This window comes from Bacillus cereus group sp. BfR-BA-01309 (assembly GCF_022664315.1).
Lineage (GTDB): Bacteria > Bacillota > Bacilli > Bacillales > Bacillaceae_G > Bacillus_A > Bacillus_A mobilis.
This window is the reverse complement of sequence record NZ_JAKUHE010000011.1, coordinates 1-22,860: the sequence shown is the minus strand read 5'-3', so window position 1 is coordinate 22,860 and position 22,860 is coordinate 1. Positions and strand designations below refer to the sequence as shown.

The window sequence follows — 22,860 nt, the reverse complement described above, 5'->3', positions numbered from 1 at the left end:
CACCTCTCATGCTATATGTTCTGTTTCTTTAATTTCATCAACGCTTACGTAGTAGCCATCATCATAATCGAATGAACGATAGATTAAGCAAGCTAAAATACCAACGCCGCCGATTGCTGCAAGCCAGAACCAGCTAAATACTAATGCGAAACCTGCAAGACCGAAGAATAAAGACGCAATAATAGGCACGCCAGAGTTACTTGGCATGTGAATTGGTTTAATATCTTCTGCTGCTGGTGTAACTGTTTCTCCGCGTTTTTTCATGTACCAGAAAGCATCAGCTTCTTTGATTTCAGGAAGTTTCGCGAAGTTGTAATGTTGTACAGGAGATTGAGTAGCCCATTCAAGTGTACGGCCATCCCATGGATCTCCAGTTGTGTCACGTTCACCGTGACGAGCACTCCAAATTACGTTGTAACAAAGAAGTAGGAAACCAATACCCATCATTACCGCACCAACAGATGCGATTTGGTTTAGCCATCCCCATCCAAGACTTTCAGAGTACGTGTACATACGACGAGTCATACCGTCTAAACCTAAGAAGTACATCGGGAAGAAACAGATATTGAATCCGCTCATAAAGATCCAGAATGTCCATTTACCTAGGCGTTCATTTAACATATGACCAGTCATTTTTGGATACCAGAATGTGAATCCAGCAAGCATAGCGAATACTGTACCTGCGATTAATACGTAGTGGAAGTGAGCAATTAGGAAGTAGCTGTTATGGTACTGATAATCAGCTGCTGCCATACCAAGCATAACCCCTGTAACCCCACCAACTACGAAGTTTGGAATAAATGCCAATGACCAAAGCATTGGAACTGTAAAACGAATACGTCCTTTATACAGTGTAAACAACCAGTTAAAGATCTTAACCCCGGTTGGAATCGAAATCGCCATTGTCGAAATCGAGAAGAATGAGTTAACCGCTGGACCTGCACCCATCGTGAAGAAGTGGTGAAGCCATACGACGAAACTTAGTAAAGAAATTGCAACCATTGAGTATACCATCGCACTGTAACCGAATAGACGTTTACGTGAGAATGTACTAATGATTTCAGAGAAAATACCGAATGCCGGTAAAATAACGATATATACTTCAGGGTGACCCCATACCCAGAATAGGTTGGCCCATAACATTGGCATACCGCCGCTCGCCATCGTAAAGAAGTGAGCATCGAATAGACGGTCAAATGTCATTAATGCAAGAGCAACTGTTAATACTGGGAAAGCGAAAATAATGATAATCGTTGTAATTAAGATTGACCAAGTAAACATTGGCATTCTCATTAAAGTCATACCAGGTGTACGCATTTTTAAGATAGTAACAAGGAAGTTAATACCGGTCATTAGCGTACCGAGACCTGAAATCTGTAATGCAATTGCGTAGTAGTTATTTCCTACACCAGAAGTAAACTCTGTACCTGCCATTGGGAAGTAAGAAGTCCACCCAGCGTCTGGAGAACCACCGATTACGAAAGCGATGTTGAATAACATTGCTCCGACAAAGAATAACCAGAAACTTAAAGCATTTAAGAACGGATATGCAACGTCACGAGCACCAATTTGTAATGGTACTACAAGGTTCATTAATCCCATAACGAATGGCATCGCCATGAAAAGAATCATAACTGTACCGTGTGTTGTGAAGATTCCGTTATAATGTTCAGCATTTAAATAAGTTGTTTCTGGGAATGTTAACTGTGCACGGATCATTAAACCGTCCATACCACCACGGAATAACATGATAACCGCAGAAATAATATACATGGCCCCAATCTTTTTATGGTCAACAGTTGTTAACCATTCGTCCCAAAGCCATTTCCATTTTTTATACTTTGTTAGTACGAAAATGATTGCTAATGTCACAAGAACGATAGAAGCGTCTGCACCGTAAATAATCGGGTCACCTGTGACAAAGAATTCATCAAGCTTCACTGTGTTCACTCCAATCTGTTGGAATAATAGCTATTATTTTTTGTTTTTGTAGTAGTTGTAATCACAATATTCAAGTGATTTTGGATCTACATAACTTAAGTGGTGACTAGAGAATGTCATACGACCAACTACACCAGGTTTAACAATTTCGTTGTACTTATCTTCTGTTAGTTTAGGAGCAGTTTGTTGTACTTCTTTAACCCACTTGTCATACTTCTCTTTAGTTTTTGCTTCAACTTCGAATTCCATGTGAGTGAATCCTTCACCAGAGAAATTCGCGCTACGGCCTAGGTAAGAACCTGGCTTATCAGCTTGTAAATAAAGATCCATAATCATACCATCCATAGTGTACTTCATACCACCAAGTTCTGGTACCCAGAAAGCATTCATTGGACCGACAGAAGTCAGTTTGAATTGAATTGGTACACCAGCAGGGATGTTTAAATAGTTAACGGTTTCAATTTTTTCCTCTGGGTAACTGAATAACCATTTCCAGTTTGCAGATGTAACATAAATCTCAACTGGTTTAATATGTTTGGACTCTGCCGGAACCTCTTCCGAAGCATAAGTTGCTTTTACTGTTGGAATCGATAATGCGATAACGATAATAACAGGAACAAGCGTCCAAATGATTTCTAATAATGTGTTACCGTGTTGTTCAGGTGGCTCATAGTCCATATTCTCTGGTTTTTCACGATAACGAATCAAGATGACTGTAAACAAGATGAATACAATTGCGATAATTAATGACATAAGCAAGAATGACCAAACAATTAAATCATACTGTGCTTTTGCAACAGGTCCTTGCGGATTTAATACTGCGAGTTTCTTATCACAGCCACCGAGGAACAGAAGTAATGATAACGGAAGAAGCGAAGCCAGCTTCCAAAACGTTTTCTTTAGTTGCACGATTGAAAATCTCCTTTCTCCTTGGATTGAAACTATGCCAATAAAACAATATAAACCTATTAATTTATAGATGGCAATAGTTTTTGCGATATTGTTAAAAAATAGACACAAATGCACACTTTTTAAGGTGAATATCATTTGTAACTTGATAACATTGTAAACCATTTTCCAGTTAAAAACGTGATTGTGGAAATTTTAAGATAAATAAAGTTATACCAAGATATCCAAGAAATAGAAAAAAACTATCTTATCATAAGAAAGATAGTTGAATATTTTGTATATTTAGTTTACTTCTTTTTTTAGATGTATTTGTTGTTCAAATGTGACAACTTTTTTATATTTAAAATGGTATAAAATGTAACAGATGATCATAAATGGAATACCGCAATAAAGAGCAATTCTCTGATCTGGGATGAAAGCTAAACTAACAAATGTAATGAAATTGAGTGAGAATGCTACGATTGGAACGATTGGATAAAGCGGTGTGCGATATTTTAAATCATTAATGTTTCCACCGTTTTTTAAGAAGTTTCTACGGAAGAAAAACTGTGAAGCTGCGATTGACATCCAAACTACGACAGCGGCCATAGCTGCAATAGATGTTAAAACTAAAAATACAGTATCTGCCGCAAATATACTTGTTAATAGAGACAAACTTGCAAAGATTAGACTGAAAATTAATGCGTTTAGTGGCACACCTTTTTTCGTTAACTTTGTAAAGGCTGGACTTGCCATTCCTTGTTTTGCCATTGCCCAAAGCATACGAGAATTTGCGTATAGACCAGAGTTGGCTACGGATAATACTGCTGTAATAATAACAAAGTTCATAATGTCAGCTGCATATGGAACACCAGCTACATCAAATACAAGTACAAATGGACTTTCGACTAGATTAGCCTCTTGCCATGGGAGTAAACCTACAACAACCGATATTGCTAGGACGAAGAAGAAGAGAGTTCGCCAAATGGTATTTTTAATCGCTTTTGGAATTGTTTTTTCAGGGTTTTCACTTTCTCCTGAAGCAATTCCGATTAATTCTGTTCCTTGGAAGGAGTAATTTACTGTAATCATCGTAAGAAGAACAGCTAATGCACCGTTTGGAAATAATCCGCCATTTTCAGTGAAATTGTGAAGCATTGGCGCTGGTTTTCCGTTAAAGTCTAGTAGACCGAACATAACTGCACCACCGAGTACGATGAAAACAACAATGGTTGCGACTTTTACACTTGCGAACCAAAATTCTGCCTCTGCATATGCCTTTGCTGATAATGCGTTTACAAGAAAGAGTGCTGCTGCAAATGTAACACACCAAATCCAAGAAGAAACGTCTGGAAACCAACGTTTCATTAAAATACTTACAGTTGTTAACTCTACCCCAACTGTAACAGCCCAATTTAACCAATACATCCACCCGACAACAAATCCAAAACCAGGTGAAATAAATTTGCTTGCATAGCTTTGGAATGAACCTGCTTCTGGCATAGCAACTGATAATTCACCAAGACATAACATCGTTAAATACATAACAAATCCACCAACTAAAAATGCAAGAATAGCACCACCAGGACCGGCGTTATGAACGATTTGACCAGATCCCATAAATAGGCCAGTTCCAATAACACCACCAAGTGCAATCATAAATAGGTGTCTACTTTTCATTGTTCGTTTTAAATCTGTTTGTTCTACTTGTTGATTCATATGCCCCTCACCTCGTTATTTTCTTGTATGTATGAATTGATTTTCATTCCGAGTTTTTAATCATAAGTGGGGGATGTGGCACATACTCGGTTTATTTATTATGAAATGAATGGAGTATGTAAAAATACGAACTATGACTAAATACTCTAAGAATGTTTTTATTAACAAGGTGATATCTTCACTATGTTAATTATTTAGATTTTAGCAAAAATATTCAGAAAAGTATATTGTTTTTTCTTTTTATTAAAAATAATTAGAATTTTATAACGATGGAAGTGTGAACAATAGTTCACAGAATCTTTCTAGCAAACTAGTAAGAAGAAAGGTACAATGATAGAAGGTATGTCTGTAAAATAATAATTAATGGAGTTTTGTTTAAAATGAAAAAGTTAAAATATCTTTTTGTTTTTGGAATTATATTTGCTGCCGCGTTTTTTATAGGGAAAGATAAAATTATGCAAAAGGCGCAAGTGTTCCGTTTAGAGTTTCTATCTGAAATGAAAGAAGCGACGATGATTGAAAATGTTCCGTTTATAAAACAGTTACCAGAATTACCTCGTGGATGTGAAGTTACAAGTTTGGCTATGTTGCTGCAATACAAAGGTATACAAGTAGATAAGATGCAACTTGCTAGCGAGATTCATCGTGTTCCGTTTGAGCAAAATGGTTTACGTGGAAATCCTTATGAGGGGTTCGTTGGAAATATTTATACGAAGGCAGAACCAGGATATGGTGTATATAATCAACCTATTTTTAATTTAGCAGAAAAATATATTCCTGGAAAAGTAGTGAATTTAACAGGTAGAGACGTGCAAGATATGTATAAAGTAGTTAGTTCTGGGTCGCCAGTATGGGTCATTATTAATACAACGTTTAAACCACTCGCTGAGAGTAGTTTTGAAACATGGAAAACAAGCTCTGGCGAAGTGAAAATTACATATTTTGAGCATAGTGTAGTAGTAATTGGATATGATCAAAACTTTGTGTATGTAAATGATCCTCTGAAAAATAATCCGCGTTTGGCTGTTCCGCGAGCAGAGTTTGAGAGAGCTTGGGAGCAAATGGGGAAACAAGCAATCACTATTTTATAATAATGAAAAAGTCATCTTTTTGATGGCTTTTTATTTTTAAGTTATAGAGGTAGAAAATTCAGAAGATTCTTTTAAAAGTTAACAGTTCACGTTATAATAACATTTAACTTAGTGAAGAAGGGATGAAGAGAAATGGATGTCGCAAAGGAACTTGTTTTATTAAAGAATCAGTTGATTGAGTGGAGAAGGCATTTTCATAAGTATCCAGAGTTATCTTTTCAAGAAGAAAAAACATCACAGTTTGTATTCGATATACTTCGAGAAATCCCGCATTTAGAAGTGTCAAGACCTACTAAATATAGTGTAATGGCAAGGTTAATTGGTAAACAACCTGGTAAAACTATCGCGGTTCGTGCTGACATGGATGCTCTTCCTATTCACGAAGAAAATGAGTTTGATTTTATTTCTACATATCCAGGTGTGATGCATGCATGTGGCCATGATGGACATATAGCGATATTACTTGGGGTTGTACATAAGTTAGTAGAGGAAAGAGAGAAGGTTAAAGGGGAGGTTCGTTTTCTCTTCCAACATGCGGAAGAAAACTTTCCTGGTGGTGCAGAGGAAATGGTTGCAGCAGGTGTAATGGAAGGTGTGGATTATATTATTGGTGCTCACCTTTGGGCAGCGTTAGAGGTTGGTAACATAGGTGTAATTTATGGTCCTGCAATGGCTGCCCCAGATGTTTTTAAAATTACGATAGAAGGAAAAGGTGGACATGCTGGAATCCCTCATGAAACGGTTGATAGTATTGCAATCGGTACACAAGTTGTTGCACAACTTCAGCAAATTGTATCTCGCCTCACAGATCCGCTAGATTCTCTTGTAGTATCTGTTACACAATTTCATGCTGGGACAACTCATAATGTAATTCCAGAACAAGCGGAGATTGAAGGGACAGTGCGGAGTTTAAGACATGAGTTACGAGAAGTAACAGAGAAAAGGGTTGAACGGATTGTGAAGCATGTGACGGAAGCTTACGGGGCGAAATATACGTTTTCTTATGAATATGGATATCGACCGGTAGTAAATGATTATGAAGTTACAGAGGTTATTGAACAAACAGCATTACAGCTTTATGGAAGGGAACGAGTTACTCGTTTACAGCCGACGATGGCTGGGGAAGATTTTTCAGCGTTTTTACAAAAGGCGCCAGGGACATTCTTTTTTATCGGAGCAGGAAATAAAGAGAAAGGAATTATATATCCTCACCATCACCCTCGTTTTACTATTGATGAAGATGCATTACCGGTTGGAGTGGAAGTCTTTGTATCCTCCATTATGAATTTTATAAGTAAAGGAGAATGAGATGAAGAAAATACACGTATTAGCGCTTATTCCAGTTTTTTGTTTAGTTGTTGGACCGGTATTTGCTAATTCAGTTACTCCTTACGTATTAGGGATGCCATTTTTATTATTTTGGGTATTATTATCGGTGCTCATTACGTCTCTTTGTATGGGACTTGTGTACGTATTTGATCCTGCTAATAAGGGGGATGTGAAATGACCGCATTACTTATCATTATATTATTTTTGTTTCTCGCACTATTTTTAGGAATTCGGGCACAACATGGAAAAGATATGAATTTAGAGCAATGGTCAGTTGGTGGAAGAGGGTTTGGCACTATTTTTGTTTTTCTTCTGATGGCAGGTGAAATTTATACGACTTTCACATTTCTAGGCGGAAGTGGATGGGCGTATAGTAAAGGAGCGCCTACTTTCTATATTTTAGGTTATGGTGCATTAGCTTATATTTTATCTTACTTTTTATTGCCGCCAGTTTGGAAGTATGCGAAAGAGCATAACCTTGTTTCACAGCCAGATTTTTTTGTGAAGAAATATAAGAGTCAGACACTTGGCATTATCGTTTCTATCATTGGGGTTATTTCGATAATTCCCTACCTTGTTTTACAGTTAAAAGGGTTGGGGATTATCGTTTCGGAAGCATCTTACGGAAGGGTATCACCGGTTATTGCAGTTTGGATTGGTGCAATTGTCATAACGATATATGTAATGGTTTCAGGTATACACGGCTCTGCTTGGACGGCCGCTTTGAAGGATATTATGATCTTGTTTATCGTTATGTTTTTAGGTATATATTTACCGTACCATTATTACGGAGGGTTTCAGCCGATGTTTGAAGCGGTAGAAGCAGCGAAACCTGGATTTTTATCTTTACCTGATGAAGGAATGAGTATTTCTTGGTTTGTTTCTACTATTGTATTAACAGCTCTCGGTTTCTATATGTGGCCCCATACATTCGCTTCTGCTTTCTCTGCAAAAAATGAAAAAGTATTTCGTAAAAATGCGGCAATTATGCCACTGTATTCTTTAGTTTTACTTTTCGTATTCTTTGCAGGGTTTGCAGCTATCTTGCAAGTTCCTGGATTAAAGGGAGGGGATGTAGACCTTTCGTTATTCCGTCTGGCTCTTCAAACTTTTGATCCGTGGTTTATCGGGATTATTGGTAGTGCTGGAGTTTTAACGGCATTAGTGCCGGGTTCTATGCTTGTAATGGCTGCTTCTACATTATTAGCAAAAAACATTTATCGAACAATGGTCCCATCTGCTTCAGATAGACAAGTTGCTAAAGTGGCGAAATTATTTGTTCCTATAGTAACACTTGTTGCAGTATTGTTTACATTTAAAGGAGGAGAAACGATAGGGGCTCTTCTTTTAATGGGATATAGTATAGTGACACAACTTTTCCCTGCACTTGTATGTAGTTTGTTTCCACGTCAGGTTATTACGAAACAAGGGGCAATTGCAGGCATGGGGATTGGATTGTTAGTGGTCGCATATATTACTTTATCGGGCTCAACTATAGCTACGATGTTTCCAGGTTTCCCTCAATATATAAAAGATTTAAATGTAGGTATAGTCGCCTTGTTAATAAATATGATTGTGATGTTTATCGTTAGTGGATTCACGAAAAATGTGTCTATAAAAGCAGACAATATAATAGTAGAAAAGTAATCCATGTACTAGAGCTATCTTTGAAAAGAGATGGCTCTTTTTTGTATATATTTTCTTCTATTAGCGGAATCTAACTAAAAACTTGTTGAAAAGGAAGTTAGGTGGGGGACTTGTTAGAGCTAAAAGGTAACTTAGTTGAAGTTATGAAAGAAATTAGGGATGAGTTAGGTTCGCCTAATGATTTAACAATTAGGGAAGTTGCCCTTGCTGGTAGTTTTACACGCTGTGCTGTTATTTTTTTATGTGGGTTAACGGATAAGGATAATGTTTATAAATATGTAGTTCGTACACTTCAATATGAAGAAGTACATAAAGAAGAAGCTGTTGTTCAAACATTATTGGATCGTTTTATTTCTATTGCCGAAGTCGGTAAGAAGACAACGTTTCCGGATATTATAAATGCGATTTTAGCAGGAGATACGGTTATATTAATTGATAATATTCAAACCGCTATCGTGATTAATAGTAGAGCGTGGGAAAAAAGAAGTTTAGAACCGCCGGTAACAGAAGATTTAATACGTGGACCGAGGGTTGGATTAAATGAAGATATTAACGTGAATAAAATGTTAATTCGCCGTAGTTTACGTGACCCAAAGCTGAGATTTCAATCTTATATTATGGGGAAGAGATCCCAAAAAGAAGTGACTTTAGTATATATAGAAGACATTATAAATCCTTACATTGTAAAAGAGCTAGATCGGCGTCTTCAATCGATAGTAACAGATGTCGTTTTTGAGACGGGTACGATTGAGCAATTAATTCAAGATAATAATTTGTCACCGTTTCCGCAGTTTTTGAATACGGAAAGGCCTGATAATATTGTGGCCTCATTAGCGAAAGGAAAGGCAGCTATTTTGGTGGATGGCTCACCATTTGCTCTTATAGCCCCGCTAGTATTTGTTGATATTTTTCAATCTGTGGAAGATCACTATGAGCGTTGGGTAATTGGAACTTTGTTAAGAATTTTGCGGATGGGTTCTGGTATAGTTGCAGTTTTAATGCCGGCGATGTATGTAGCGCTCGTCTCATATCACCAAGGACTTATTCCTTCTAAACTGGCGTATTCAATTGCTGGGGCGAGGGAAGGTGTGCCATTTCCTGCCTATATAGAAACATTAATGATGGCATTAACGATGGAGTTAATACGAGAAGCGGGAATTAGGTTGCCAAAACCGATGGGGCAAACAATTGGGATTGTAGGTGGGCTTGTAATTGGAGAAGCAGCGGTGAACGCAGGAATTGTAAATCCGTTTTTAGTTATCATTATTGCGGTTACAGCTATTGCTACCTTTTCTCTCCCTGTATATAGCATTACGATTACGTTTCGCATTTTACTTTTTGTCTTTGTTTTAGCAGCGACTGCTTTTGGTTTGTATGGAATTATTTTAGCGCTTATCGCACTTGCAGTTCATATTACGAATTTAAAGAGTGTTGGTGTCCCGTATACAACGCCTATTGCTCCTGCATTTTATAAAGATTGGAAAGAAGAAATTATTCGCATGCCGAAGTCGATGTTAAAAGATAGACCAGAGTATTTACAAACGAAAGATTCTACAATTCGTCCAAAGGAGCGAGAATAATTGAAACCATTTAAATACGGGGACGAAGAAATTGGATCTCGGGAACTTGGATTTGCGGTATCTTCAACCATTATTGGTATAGGTGCATTATCTATGCCAAGGGATATTGCCGACCAAACTTTATTTTCAGATGGTTGGATTATTTTGCTTCTTGGCGGATTGATATGTGCGTGTTTAGGTTGGTTTGTGACTCGGGTAGCTATTTTATTCCCAAAACAAAATTTTGTTCAATATACGAGTGAGCACTTGACGAAGCCTGTTGCATATACAATTAGTATCATTTTAGTGCTAACATTCGTTGCTTTGACAGCATATGAGGCACGGAAAATTTCAATTATTTCACAAACGTATTTATTTAGTGATACGCCAATACAATTGTTATCTTTCTTTTTTTTGTTAGTTGTTGTTTATGGAATTGCTGGATCTAGGGCTGCTTTATTAAGGTTAAATGTATTATTCTTACCAATTGTTTTAATTGCGATCGTACTGCTTTCTTTATTGAATGTGAATTTAATGGAAGTAGATAATTTACTACCTGCTTTTCAAACGGGCATCAGTCAATATGCTGTTGGAGTGAAGAATTCTATTTTTACGTTTATTGGATTTGAGGTGGCTTTATTTTATGCAGTGATGTTAAACGAGACGGCAAAAAAAGCGCCGATGGCAGTTGCGAAAGCTGTGATGGTAAACGTCTTGTCTTATATTTTAATTTATTTAACTTGTATTAGTGTGTTTACATATATGACAACCCGGGGATTAACATATCCAACGATTGAATTAGGGAAGGAAATCGAAATTGGTGGGGGGTTTTTAGAAAGATTCGATGCGATTTTTTTTACGACTTGGATTATTACGATTTATAACACGACAGCGATGTATTATGACGTCGCATCTTTATTGTTTTGTGCTATGTTTCCGAAAGTTAAGAAGCATATCTTTATTTTCGTAAGTGCTCCTATGATTTTTATGCTGAATATGATCCCTGGTAATTTAAATACTTTATCAAATTACGGAACGTATTTAGCTTGGATAGATATGGGCTTTGTTGTGTTAGCGCCTTTGCTCGTTTTAATTGTATATAAAATAAAAAGAAGGAATGGTAGAAATGAAACACCTTCTTAAAATTATAATGCTTCTAGTGTTAGCGGGATTGATGAGTGGATGCTCTGAGCTAGAAGAAATAGAAGAAAGAGGATTTGTAGTCGGTGCAGCTTATGATATTGTGAAAAAAAAGGAATCGAATCCGATTATGAAAGGGACGTATCAGATGGTACTTCCCAGTAAGTTAGCGCAGCAAGGTGGACAAGGTGGTGGGGATAGCGAAAATTATATTAATGTTAGTGCGAAAGCGGATAGTGTCTTTGAGCAAATCCGAATTATCGCCAAAAAAATTAGTCGCTCATTATTCTTTCCTCATATACAAGTGATAATTTTTTCTGAAAAATTATTAGCGAATCCATATGTTTTACAAAATACATTAGATGTGTATATTCGTGATCATGAGATGAGACGAAATATTCGTTTATTCGTTTCTAAGAAAGATGCCGAAGCTATTTTGAAGCAGAGTGCGAAGCCTGAAAATTTACCAGCGCAGTATATTGATATGCTAGCTGAACATCCTCCGAAAAATGCTCAAATGATTGAGGCTGCAAGAATTGGTGAGGTGCAGCAAAAAATGATTGCTAACAGAAGCTTCGTATTACCTATTCTTGAACTAACGAAACAAGGGGTACAAATGAACGGGGCAGCGTTGTTTCGGGGGAAGGATAATAAGTGTGTAGGCAGTTTGGGTGGAGAAGAAACATTAGGAATGAATTATGTAATAGGTAAGAAAATTGGCGGATTCTTTACGATCCGTAAGCAAGACCAGCTTATTACATATGAAATTCATAAGATGCACCGAAAGATTAAAGTATCTACAGAAGATGTCACAAAACCGAAGTTTGATATTCATTTATCTTTTGAAGGCACTTTAGCGGAGGTACACTTTAGTGATCATAAACAAATTATGAATGAAAGTCGATTGAAGAAAACAATTGCGGAGGAAATGGAGAAGCGTATCCAAAAATCGATTAAGCTTGTTCAAAAAAAATATAAGGTAGATGTATTAGCGTTAGGAGAAGTATATAAGCGGCATAATTATAAAGAATGGAAGAAGATAGATAAGAATTGGGATCAAGGTGAAAATTACTTTAGTAATGCTGAGGTTACTGTTCATGTTCATCCGACCATTGAGCATTCTGGTTCAGCCTTACCGAAAAGAGTGAAATAAGGTGATGTAAGTTGTTTACTGGTCTAGGGATTAGTTGCACGATATTAATGGCGGTTCTTCCGGGAGCTATATACTTTATTCATAAGAAACTCACAATGTATGGAGCACAGCCTTGGAATACTGATGCGCAAAAAAAGAAACCTGAATAATTTCAGGTTTCTTTTGTACAAAGCATATGTGAAGGGGGATACCTTCTATGTATGCTTTGCTTTTATACAAGCCCTAACCAATGTACCAATTGTGTAGAGAGGAATGTCACAACAATGGCGATAACGGTAGGGATTGCAAACGATAAGAATGTCCATTTTGCACTTTTTGTTTCTTTATATATGTTAACCAGTGTTGTTCCACATGGGAAATGAAGAAGTGAGAACAACATTGTGTTTAACGCTGTTAACCAAGTCCAACCATTTTCTAAGAATAGATTTTTAATTTGATTAAAATCATCTATTTCAGTTAAAGCTCCAGTTGATAAATAAGACATTAATAAAATCGGGATAACAATTTCGTTAGCTGGTAGTCCGAGAATGAACGCAGCTAGAATAAAACCGTCAAGTCCTAGCATTTTAGCGAATGGGTCTAGGAAGTTTACAAAATACATAAGTAAGCTTGTGTCACCGATGAAAATGTTAGCAAGTAACCAAGTTAATGCAGCCGCAGGAGCTGCTACAACTATAGCTCGTTTTAAAACATAAATAGATTTATCGAGTGTTGCACGTACAATTGTATTCCAAACTTTTGGCTTACGGTACGGTGGTAACTCAAGAGTGTAGTGAGTTGGCACACCTTTTAAAGCTGTTTTTGATAGTACCCAAGAAACAGTTAATGTCATAATAACACCGATTACAACCATCCCAACTACAACGCCAGCAGTAACTAATGTTTGCATACTACCTGTATAACCAGCAGCCATAAATAATGAAGCCATTAAAATTAACATAGGCCAGCGACCGTTACAAGGAACAAAGTTGTTTGTTAAGATTGCAAGCATACGTTCACGTGGGGATTCAATAATACGTGTTGACATAATAGCGGCTGCATTACAACCAAAGCCCATTGCCATTGTTAAAGATTGTTTACCGTGTGCACCGGATCGTTTGAATAAACGGTCCATATTAAATGCAACACGTGGTAAGTATCCGTAGTTTTCTAATAGTGCGAACATAGGGAAGAAGATTGCCATAGGTGGTAACATAACGCTAATAACAGCACCGATACCACGGAATAAGCCAAGTATTAAAATGCCATGTAACCATTCAGGTGCATGTGCTGCCTGGAACCAAGATGTTAAATATCCTTCGGCCCATCCGAAGAATTCAGCAATCATATCAGACGGTACGTTAGCGCCTGCAATTGTAAGATAGAAAATAATAGATAAGATACCGAGCATAATTGGGAATCCCCAGATGGGAGATGTGAAAATTTTATCTAGTTTTTCAGAACGATACAATTTATCGGTATTTGTATATTGAACAGACTCTTTACATATGCTTGCAGATGTTCGATAAATATCTCCGACAATATCATCTCGTATATCTTCTTTTGAGAGTGCTTGTGCATGTTGAATAATATAGTCTAATGGAAGAGCTTTACTGGCTGAGTGAGATTCCATTCATTACGACCTCCCTTACAAGTGGTTCATTATGGTGTTTTTGAAGTGTAGTTAAGAAATTTTTATCTCCATCTAATATACGTAACGCAATCCAACGTGCTGGATACGTATCGCCGAACACTTTATAAATTTGTGGTTCTAATTCTTGAATCATACTTTCGATTTTTTTACTGTAAGAAACCTTAATTGGTGTCGGGATTAGTTTTCTATTTGCTACTTTAGCGATCACACTTAGCAAATGCCCAATACCTACTCGGTTACGAGCAGAAATCTTAACTACAGGTACACCAAGCGATTTTGCTAATTTCTTTTCATCAATAACGATGCCTTTTTTCTCCGCTTCATCAATTAAGTTGATACAAATGACTACGTTGCTTGTCATTTCCATCACTTGTAGTGCTAAATTTAAATTTCTTTCCATTGCAGTTGCATCTATAACAACGACAGTTACTTCTGGTTTTTCAAATATAATATAATCTCTTGCTACTTCTTCATCCGCAGAATTGGAATATAGTGAGTAAGTTCCAGGTAAATCTATTAATGTATATTTACTTCCGTTATGTTCGTATTCCCCTTCAGCTTTTAAAACAGTTTTTCCCGTCCAGTTTCCAGTATGTTGTTTTAAGCCTGTTAAAGTATTAAATAATGTACTTTTCCCGGTGTTCGGGTTGCCAGCTAAAGCAATGCGATGTTTGCTCATCTGAAATCATCTCCTATTATTACCCCGAAAATAAGGGAACTTTCTTCCTTGCGTAGTGCAATAGTTGTATTGCTTACTTGATAAGCGACCGGATCTCCAAGTGGACTGCGCTGTAATACTTTAATCGTTGCCCCAGGGATAAATCCTAAATCTAATAAACGTCGTTTCATAGTTCCTTCTAATTGTATCTTCTCAATTTGTACAAACTCTCCTGTTTTAAATTCGGAAAGTGGTTTTGTATTAGCCGATACCATAAAAGTTACCTCATCTCTATATTGTTAGTTTAAGTTTAAAAAGTTTCCTTAGGTAAACTTTTTGTTAGTAATATAGTAGACTACATTGGAGGATGCTGTCAATTGGTACTTTAAAAATATTCATTTATTTTTAGAATTGTTCCAATTTATTTAGTTGTACTAAAAAATATTACTGAAATTCTGTTGAATGTAAATGAAGTAAGAGTGTAAAAGTTAAAAAATATAATGGGTTTGTAAATATATTTTTAACTAAGAGGGGAAAAGAGCGAAAAACATTTACATTGAATTTACATTGTTAAGACTAAATTTACATTACTGCTTAATTAATGTGGATTTTGTTGGGTTCTTTAACTATAAATGTTGGGATTCCTAGCTTTTAAAGAGTATTATCGTCATTTACTTAAAATTAAAAATTGCTTAACACTCACATAATATTGTTGTCCTACAATGAATTTGTGTTCGAAAGAAAATGAATTCGAAAAGCGATAATCCAAATGGGGGTACAAGACATGGTTATGAAAAAAGGTATTAAATTTTCTTTAGCAGCTTTAGTGGTGGCAGGAGCGTTAGTTGGATGTGGGAAAGCAGAAGATACAGCTAGTAAAGAAACTGCTAAAGGAAGCGATAATACAAAACAAGAATTATCAGGTACGATTGCAGCAGCTGGATCTACAGCTCTTCTACCTCTTGCGGAGGAAGCTGGAAAGAAATTCATGGAGAAAAATTCAAAAGTTTCTATTCAAGTTCAAGGTGGCGGTAGTGGAACTGGGATTAACCAAGTAGCATCGGGTGCAGTGCAAATTGGTAATTCAGATGTTCCATCAGGAGATAAAATAAAAGATGCTGAAAAAGCAAAAGAATTAGTAGATAACAAGGTTGCGGGTATTGCATTCGCACTTGTCGTAAATAAAGATGTAAAAGTTGATAACTTAACAGTACAACAAGTACAAGATATCTTCACTGGTAAAGTAACAAACTGGAAAGAGGTAGGCGGGAAAGATGAAAAAATCAACGTAATTAACCGTCCAGCTTCATCTGGTACACGTGCTACATTTGAAAAGACAGTTATGAAAGAAGCGAAAATTAATGATGGAACTGGTACAACACAAGATTCTAACGGTGCAGTAGAGCAAGCGATCAATTCTACGCCAGGATCAGTAAGTTATTTAGCGATGTCTTACATGGTTGGCGATAAAAAAGGTGCACTACAAACAGTGAAAATTGATGGTTCTGAACCAAAAGTTGAAAACATTTCGTCTGGTAAATATCCATTCTGGTCTTACGAGTACATGGTAACAAAAGGTGAAGCGAAAGAAGCAACGAAAGCTTACATTGACTATGTAAAAGGTAAAGACTTTGAAAAGCAAGTAGAAGATATGGGTTACATTCCAATGTCTAAATTAAATAAGTAATAAAATTTTATGGGGCTGGCTGCAAGGCCAGTCCTGTTCATTTCAATCTATGAAGTGGGGTCTGACCTGTGATGAAGGGGAAAAAACAAATTAATTACGTAAAAAGTGAGTATATAGGAAGATCGCTTGTTACGTTTTGTGGTATTTTTATTGTTTTAATTACATTAGCTATTATTGCGTTTATTTGCGGTAAAGGTATTCAATCTTTTACACAAAGCGGTATCTCATTTACTGAGATGTTAACATCGACAAAGTGGAATCCAAATGCTGACGAAGGAACCTTTGGGGCTTTGATTTTCATTGTAGGTTCAACAGTAGTTTCGTTAGGTGCGGTTATTATTAGTGCACCAATTGCTATAGCTCTTGCTATATTCATGAATTTAATTTCGCCGAAGTTTGGAAATAAAGTATTGAAGCCCGTTTTAGAATTATTAGTTGGTATCCCTTCGGTTGTATACGGATTATTAGGGGTTACGATTTTAGTGCCGCTATTACGTGATTCGTTCGGGGGAGTGGGCTTTAGTTTAATTGCAGGTATTGTTGTATTAAGTATTATGATTTTACCTACTATTGCTAGTATCGCTTCTGATGCAATACGCTCTGTTCCATTTGATTATTTAGAAGCTTCTTATGGTCTAGGATCAACGAAATGGCAAGCGGTTAGCCGAGTGATTGTTCCTGCTGCGAAAAAAGGGATTTTAACAGGTATTGTTTTAGGTTTAGCGCGTGCTTTTGGTGAAGCATTAGCGGTTCAAATGGTAATCGGGAACACAATTAGATTACCAGAAGGAATATACAGTCCTACAGCAACGTTAACTGGTATTTTGACAATGGACATGACAAATACATTGAACGGAACTGCTTGGAACAATGCGCTATGGACTTTAGCGATGATTTTACTTGTTATTTCATTCCTGTTTATTTTAGTAATTCGAGCGATTGGACAAAGAGGTGAGCGATAATAATGAATGCAAGAACGGTAAATAAAATTTGGACAGGTATCTTTTACGCAGTTGCAGCTTTAGTTGTAGCTCTTCTAGTATTCTTAGTGTTTGAAATTTTGCAAAAGGGATGGGGATTTTGGGATCCTAATTTCTTGTTTGGAGAACCAAGTAATACAAGAGCTGGTGGTGGGATTGGTCCACAGTTATTCAATTCCTTCTACATGCTTGTTATAACGCTTGTTATATCTATTCCTCTTGGGTTAGGTGCTGGAATATATTTAGCAGAGTACGCAAAACAAGGGCGTTTTTTAAATTTTGTTCGTTTATGTATTGAGACAATGGCGTCTTTACCTTCTATTGTTGTTGGTTTATTCGGTTTGTTAGTGTTCGTTACAATGACAGGCTGGGGATACACAGTAATGGGTGGTGCTCTTGCTCTAACTATTTTAAACTTACCAGGTTTAACACGTGTTTGTGAAAATGCAATTTCAGAAGTTCCTCATAATGTAAAAGAGGCAAGTCTTGGATTAGGTGCAACGAAGTGGCAAACGATTGCTCGTATTATTATTCCATCGTCATTACCGCAAATTATTACAGGTGTTATTTTAGCGGCGGGTCGTATATTTGGGGAAGCGGCCGCACTGATTTACACAGCGGGTTTAACATCCCCGATTTTAAATTCAGCAGCGGACTTCTCAAGTCCTGCGCATCCTTTAAATCCATTTAGACCAGCTGAAACATTAGCGGTTCATATTTGGAAGTTAAATTCTGAAGGAGTTATTCCAGATGCGAAGTTGATCGCGACAAAATCTGCAGCTGTATTAATTATTATGGTATTACTATTCAACGTTATTTCGCGCTTAGTAGCATCTGTATTGCACAAACGTTTTACAGGAACGAAAAGAAAAAGTAAAACGACGAAGAAGGTAAAAGCAGCATAAATGATAAAGAGGAACTCTCTGCTTATAAGTAGGGAGTTCTTTTTGTATTTTAATATAGAAGGAATAGATGTAAGGATTGTTGAATTTGTAATTGATTATATAGAAGAATAGGTGTGGATGAGAGGGGAAGTTAATTTGTTTTTTCTGCAAATGTCAGGTTTTCCAGGATCGGGAAAATCCACAGTTTCTAAGTATATAGCGAAGTTAACGGGTGCTGTAATTGTAGATCATGATGTTTTGAAATCGGCATTGTTACAATCATTAGAAATGAAAGGGATTGAATCGACGGTTGTTGGAGGAGTATCATACGATATTGAATGGGTATTGATTGATTCTTATTTAGAACAAGGGCATAGTGTGATATTGGATAGCCCATGTCTATATGAAGGGATGATTGAAAAAGGAATGAAGCTATCTAATAAACATGGTGTGAAGTATAAATATATCGAATGTTATCTTAATGATATGGAAGAGATTAATAATAGGCTACAAACACGTAAGCGTATGGTCAGTCAGATTGGACGAGTGGATTCGGAAGTAGCTTTTAAAACGTGGTTAGATGGTAGTAAAAGACCTTTAAATATCGAATGTCTTATTGTAGATTCTGGTAAGCCTTTAGAGCGATATGCTCAAAAAATGATGGATTATATGAGTAGGTAGAGAAAAAGAGTTATCTTCATTCATGAAGATAACTCTTTTTCTTTTAAATATCAGGTGTTTCTGTGGAAGTGCTTATTTTTCTACGAGAGCGTCTTTTTCTCCCGATTTTATCTAATAGTTCATACATAACTGGAACGACTACTAATGTCAGAACGGTTGAGACTGCTAAACCACCGATAACAACGACTGCCAAACTTTTTGATACCATGCTTCCTGCTTGTGATTGACCAAATAGGAGAGGAAGCATCGCGACGATTGTCGTTATAGCTGTCATAATAATTGGGCGTAATCTAGTGGAACCCGCTTCTAGTAAGGCATCTCTTGTTTCCATTCCGTGTTCCCTATTTTGTTGCACTCTTTCTATTAATACAATAGCATTTGTAACGACAATCCCGATTAACATTAATGCGCCAATCAAGGAATTTATATCAACGGGTGTTCCTGAAATGATTAATCCTAAAATACCGCCAACAGCAGCTAATGGCAAGGAGAATAGAATTGCAAAAGGAGCGCGCGCCTGTCCGAAGGTGATAACCATAATTAAATATACAATCCCGATTGCAATCCCCATAATTTTGAATAAATCTGTGAAGTTTTCTTGCATAGATTCAGTTGCGCCTGCAATAGTTACTTTTGCGCCGTTAGGTAAGTCTAGTTTAGCTATCGTTTCGTTTACTTCTGCGCTTACTTTACTTAAATCTTCATTTGAGGCCTCAGCAGTAATTTGAATCGTTTCTTTTCCGTCTTTATGGAAAATTTCTGTTTGAAGTTGCTTTTCTGAAATAGTTGCAATGTCTTTTAAAGGAATTGGTCCATTAATAGGTGATAGTATGTTTGTGTTTAAAATGTCTTCTCGTTTAGTAATGTTTTCTTTTTTGTGTTCTATTATAATAGTTGTTTTTTCATTATTGATTGAAACTTCACCAATAGGTGATTTCTTCATAAGGAATGCTACTTGTTGTGCTGCCAATTCTGGTGTTAATCCTAGTTGTTCGGCCTTTGTTTGATCAATATGGATTTGCCATTCTTTCTTAGAGTCTTCTAAATTCGTTTTTACTTTAGATAGAGCATCCGTATCTTTTAGTTTTGTTTCGACTAGAGTAGCAGCCTCTTTTAAATTCGTTTCGTTAGTAGCTGTTACGTTAAATTGCAAATTGTTGCCGCCGCCAGAGCTTGAATAACTCATTTTTATATAATCCAGTTCAGCGGGTTCAAAGGTTTTATTTTCTTTTTTTAACTCTTTAATATATTGATCAATATTAGAGCCTTTCTTGAAGACTACTAATATACTTGCGAGATTATTTTTGGTCGTTTGCCCCCATTGTGCATCTTCTGAGCTAGATCCCATTCGTAAAATAACATCCGTTACATCCGAGTTAGAAAGTAATTTCTTTTCGAAATCGAAAGCTTTTTGTTTTTGCGTTTCAGGAGCGTAATCAGCTGGGAAAGTCATGTTAATAGATAACATTGTGTCGTCTTCAGATTTTATATTCGCTTTCGGTAGTAATACATAGGCTGCAATCGATCCTGCGAATAATAAAAAAGAAGTAAGTAGAATAATGAATTTATGCGAAAGAGCCCACTTTAATGTAGCGACATATCGTGGTGAAGAGCTTGGCTTTCTGTGCTTTGTTTTTTTGAGTAGTAAAAAAGCCATAAGTGGAACAACTGTTAGTGCGACGATTAAGGAAGATAATATAGAATATACAACTGCTAATACCATAGGTAACATTAATTTTCCGATTACTCCGGATACGAGTCCGATAGGTAAGAAAACAGCGACTGTTGTTAAAGTAGAAGAAGTAATTGCAACGGCGACCTCTTTCGTTGCGTCGAGAATAATATCTTTAGAGAAAGATTCTTTTTGTAAACGACGGAAAATATTCTCAATGACAACGATGCTATCATCGACGAGACGTCCAACGGCAACTGCTAAACCACCAAGAGTTAGGATGTTAAGTGTGATGTTAGATTGGTGTAGTAAAAAGAGTGTTAATAAAATAGATAATGGAATACTGACAACAGCGATGAGTGTCGTTCGGAAGTTACGCAAAAAGATTAAGATAATTAGAGTTGCAGCAATTGCCCCAAGGATGACTTCTTTTCCCATGCTAGTAACAGCGTTTTCAACTTGTTCATGAGTTGAGGCTAAAAGTTTAATAGAAAACTGATCTTTATATTGTTTACTTATATCTTTGATTTTTTTATCGATTTCTTTTCCGATTGCAACCGCATTTTTGCTTGGCTCTTTCATGATGATTAATCCAGTGCCTTCTTCTCCGTTTATATGTGAGATTGTATCGTAGTGTTGTTTCAGTTCAATTTGAGCAACATCTTGCAATTTTACTTGAGGTGCAACGGTAATGTTTTTAATAGCATCTACATTTTTGATATCCCCAATGACGCGAAGGTTATATTCTTCTTTATTAACGGTAACGGCTCCAGCTGGAGTGGAAGTTTCTTTTCCTTGTAAAACTTTTAATACTTGTTCTGTTGTTACGTTTTTATCTTTTAATTGATTTGGGTCTAGTACGATAGATAATTCAGAAGTTGATTTTCCGAAAAACATAACGTTAGCAACGCCATCAATGCTTTCGAGTTGTGGTACGATTTCTTTTTCGATTTGTTTTTCATCTGCTTTTGAAAATCCATTTTGTTTCTGGATTGCAATTTGAGCGAGTGGAATCATAGAAGTATTTAATTGGCTCACTACGGGTTTTGTTGCATCTTTAGGTAGTCTAATTGTATTAATGGCTTTTTCGACCTCGCGTGCTGCATCCTTCATATTTGCTTTGGATGTATACGCGATATCAATGCGTGATAATCCCTCGTGTGTAGAAGAGGTGATGCTATCGATATGTTCTAAATTGCGAAATTGTTTTTCAAGAGGATCTGTTATTTCTTTCGTCATTGCTTCAGCGTCAAGTCCTGGAGATAAGGTTGTGACAGTGACTGCAGGATTATCGATGCTTGGTAAAAATTCCATAGGTAATTTGGAACCGGAATAAACGCCGAGTATGGAAATGAGAAAAACCATGATGATAACAGCGGCGCGGTTTTTTAACGAAAACTTTGTTAACCTATCCATAAAGTAATTCCTCCATCGGTTTATTTATAGTTGAGTACGTCCTTTCTTACTATATAACAAAAAATGGATATTTTTCATTAATTAAATGTAAAAAAATTCTAACAATAATCTTAAGTTAATGTTTTTAGTACAAATTTGTTGTTTATCCCACTATTCGCTGGACGCTAAGACCCTCGCTTTAAAATTCGGTTGGATTCGAGCGGTCTGATCCGTTAATAATCTTCGGGAAGAACAAAATCAAAAATCAGCATGTTCGCTTTATTATAGAAAGTGAACATGCTGATTGGAGAGGGAAGTACTGAATCTCTTTTTTAGTGTGGATTGATTTGTACTGTTATATTGTTGGCCTATAGAGAGGTAAATGGTATGGGCTTTATTATAGAAGAGAATAGGCTTATAAAATGCGGTTGGGTCAATTAGAGTGTATCGGTATACAATTTTAAATGGCTGTTTTCTGTAGAGGGGATGAGGTGTTCCTATATAGAAGAAAATAGGTTGGATATTTTTTTGTGTTTTTTTATAAAAAACACTTGTTATTTAAAAACCATGATGGTATATTAATAAACGTCGCTGATGCGGAAACGCAGAAAACGACAAAAAAGAAATTTTAAAACATGGTTGACATCGAAAAATGAAGATGTTAATATGATGAAGTCGCTTCTGAAGCGGCAGACAAGTTCTTTGAAAACTGAACGAAACAAACAACGTGAAACGTCAATTTTTATTTTTAGATGCTAGACAAACTAACTTTATTGGAGAGTTTGATCCTGGCTCAGGATGAA

At 36.5% G+C, this 22,860-nt stretch carries 19 protein-coding genes; 12 read left to right on the top strand and 7 right to left on the bottom strand.

Annotation, left to right across the window (positions count from 1 at the left end):
* Positions 1-6: 6 nt before the first annotated feature.
* The 3 genes from qoxB to MR115_RS20245 all read right to left on the bottom strand — a co-directional run bounded on the left by qoxB (position 7) and on the right by MR115_RS20245 (position 4,548).
* The gene (qoxB, locus tag MR115_RS20255) at positions 7-1,941 is read right to left on the bottom strand and encodes a cytochrome aa3 quinol oxidase subunit I (RefSeq protein WP_000762374.1); all 1,935 of its coding nucleotides are present in this window, start codon (positions 1,939-1,941) and stop codon (positions 7-9) included.
* Positions 1,942-1,974: 33 nt separating this feature from the next.
* Positions 1,975-2,850 (bottom strand): cytochrome aa3 quinol oxidase subunit II, encoded by an 876-nt coding sequence (locus MR115_RS20250; protein WP_046957295.1) that lies wholly within the window; start codon positions 2,848-2,850, stop codon positions 1,975-1,977.
* Between the two features lie 282 nt (positions 2,851-3,132).
* Complete coding sequence (locus MR115_RS20245) at positions 3,133-4,548, bottom strand: amino acid permease (RefSeq protein ID WP_242242560.1); 1,416 nt, start codon at positions 4,546-4,548, stop codon at positions 3,133-3,135.
* Between the two features lie 380 nt (positions 4,549-4,928).
* On the opposite strand from MR115_RS20245, the gene MR115_RS20240 reads away from it, so the two are divergent.
* The 8 genes from MR115_RS20240 to MR115_RS20205 all read left to right on the top strand — a co-directional run bounded on the left by MR115_RS20240 (position 4,929) and on the right by MR115_RS20205 (position 12,616).
* Entirely contained in the window at positions 4,929-5,639 is a 711-nt protein-coding gene (locus MR115_RS20240; protein ID WP_144535715.1) for a C39 family peptidase, read from the top strand.
* 132 nt (positions 5,640-5,771) lie between these two features.
* Positions 5,772-6,947: an amidohydrolase gene (locus tag MR115_RS20235; protein ID WP_242242559.1), complete on the top strand. Its 1,176-nt coding sequence runs from the start codon at positions 5,772-5,774 to the stop codon at positions 6,945-6,947.
* 1 nt (position 6,948) lies between these two features.
* Positions 6,949-7,146, top strand: a complete 198-nt coding sequence (locus tag MR115_RS20230; RefSeq protein ID WP_000719861.1) for a DUF3311 domain-containing protein — start codon at positions 6,949-6,951, stop codon at positions 7,144-7,146.
* Positions 7,143-8,615: a sodium:solute symporter family protein gene (locus MR115_RS20225; protein ID WP_242242558.1), complete on the top strand. Its 1,473-nt coding sequence runs from the start codon at positions 7,143-7,145 to the stop codon at positions 8,613-8,615. The genes MR115_RS20230 and MR115_RS20225 overlap by 4 nt, the downstream gene beginning before the upstream one ends.
* A 101-nt stretch (positions 8,616-8,716) precedes the next feature.
* On the top strand, positions 8,717-10,195 hold the full coding sequence (gerLA, locus tag MR115_RS20220) for a spore germination protein GerLA (protein WP_242242557.1): 1,479 nt from the start codon (positions 8,717-8,719) through the stop codon (positions 10,193-10,195).
* The gene (locus MR115_RS20215; RefSeq protein ID WP_242242556.1) at positions 10,196-11,317 is read left to right on the top strand and encodes an endospore germination permease; all 1,122 of its coding nucleotides are present in this window, start codon (positions 10,196-10,198) and stop codon (positions 11,315-11,317) included. It begins immediately after the preceding gene.
* Complete coding sequence (locus MR115_RS20210) at positions 11,301-12,467, top strand: Ger(x)C family spore germination protein (RefSeq protein ID WP_242242555.1); 1,167 nt, start codon at positions 11,301-11,303, stop codon at positions 12,465-12,467. Before MR115_RS20215 ends, MR115_RS20210 begins: the two co-directional genes overlap by 17 nt.
* An 11-nt stretch (positions 12,468-12,478) precedes the next feature.
* Positions 12,479-12,616, top strand: coding sequence for a hypothetical protein (locus tag MR115_RS20205; protein WP_061658275.1), 138 nt, complete (start codon positions 12,479-12,481; stop codon positions 12,614-12,616).
* Between the two features lie 62 nt (positions 12,617-12,678).
* On the opposite strand, the gene MR115_RS20200 is transcribed toward MR115_RS20205, so the two are convergent.
* From MR115_RS20200 to MR115_RS20190, 3 genes are read right to left on the bottom strand one after another with little or no spacing between them, the layout of a single operon-like run.
* Positions 12,679-14,079, bottom strand: coding sequence for a nucleoside recognition domain-containing protein (locus MR115_RS20200; RefSeq protein WP_046953770.1), 1,401 nt, complete (start codon positions 14,077-14,079; stop codon positions 12,679-12,681).
* A complete protein-coding gene (locus MR115_RS20195) occupies positions 14,057-14,779 on the bottom strand; it encodes a FeoB small GTPase domain-containing protein (RefSeq protein WP_242242554.1) in 723 nt (240 codons plus the stop codon). The genes MR115_RS20200 and MR115_RS20195 overlap by 23 nt, the downstream gene beginning before the upstream one ends.
* Complete coding sequence (locus MR115_RS20190) at positions 14,776-15,033, bottom strand: FeoA family protein (protein WP_242242553.1); 258 nt, start codon at positions 15,031-15,033, stop codon at positions 14,776-14,778. Before MR115_RS20190 ends, MR115_RS20195 begins: the two co-directional genes overlap by 4 nt.
* 509 nt (positions 15,034-15,542) lie before the next feature.
* Between MR115_RS20190 and MR115_RS20185 the strand changes: the two genes are divergently transcribed.
* The 4 genes from MR115_RS20185 (at position 15,543) to MR115_RS20170 (ending at position 18,990) form a co-directional block, all read left to right on the top strand.
* A complete protein-coding gene (locus tag MR115_RS20185; protein WP_000245106.1) occupies positions 15,543-16,445 on the top strand; it encodes a phosphate ABC transporter substrate-binding protein PstS family protein in 903 nt (300 codons plus the stop codon).
* A gap of 71 nt (positions 16,446-16,516) precedes the next feature.
* Entirely contained in the window at positions 16,517-17,407 is an 891-nt protein-coding gene (gene pstC / locus MR115_RS20180; protein WP_242242658.1) for a phosphate ABC transporter permease subunit PstC, read from the top strand.
* A 2-nt stretch (positions 17,408-17,409) separates the two neighbouring features.
* On the top strand, positions 17,410-18,330 hold the full coding sequence (gene pstA / locus MR115_RS20175; RefSeq protein WP_061676307.1) for a phosphate ABC transporter permease PstA: 921 nt from the start codon (positions 17,410-17,412) through the stop codon (positions 18,328-18,330).
* Positions 18,331-18,465: 135 nt separating this feature from the next.
* Positions 18,466-18,990 carry a P-loop nucleotide/nucleoside kinase family protein gene (locus MR115_RS20170; RefSeq protein WP_242242552.1) on the top strand — a complete coding sequence of 175 codons (525 nt, stop codon included), beginning with the start codon at positions 18,466-18,468 and terminating at the stop codon, positions 18,988-18,990.
* A gap of 43 nt (positions 18,991-19,033) precedes the next feature.
* Here the strand turns inward: MR115_RS20170 and MR115_RS20165 are convergent, their stop codons facing one another.
* Positions 19,034-22,078 carry an efflux RND transporter permease subunit gene (locus tag MR115_RS20165; RefSeq protein ID WP_242242551.1) on the bottom strand — a complete coding sequence of 1,015 codons (3,045 nt, stop codon included), beginning with the start codon at positions 22,076-22,078 and terminating at the stop codon, positions 19,034-19,036.
* Positions 22,079-22,860 lie beyond the last annotated feature (782 nt).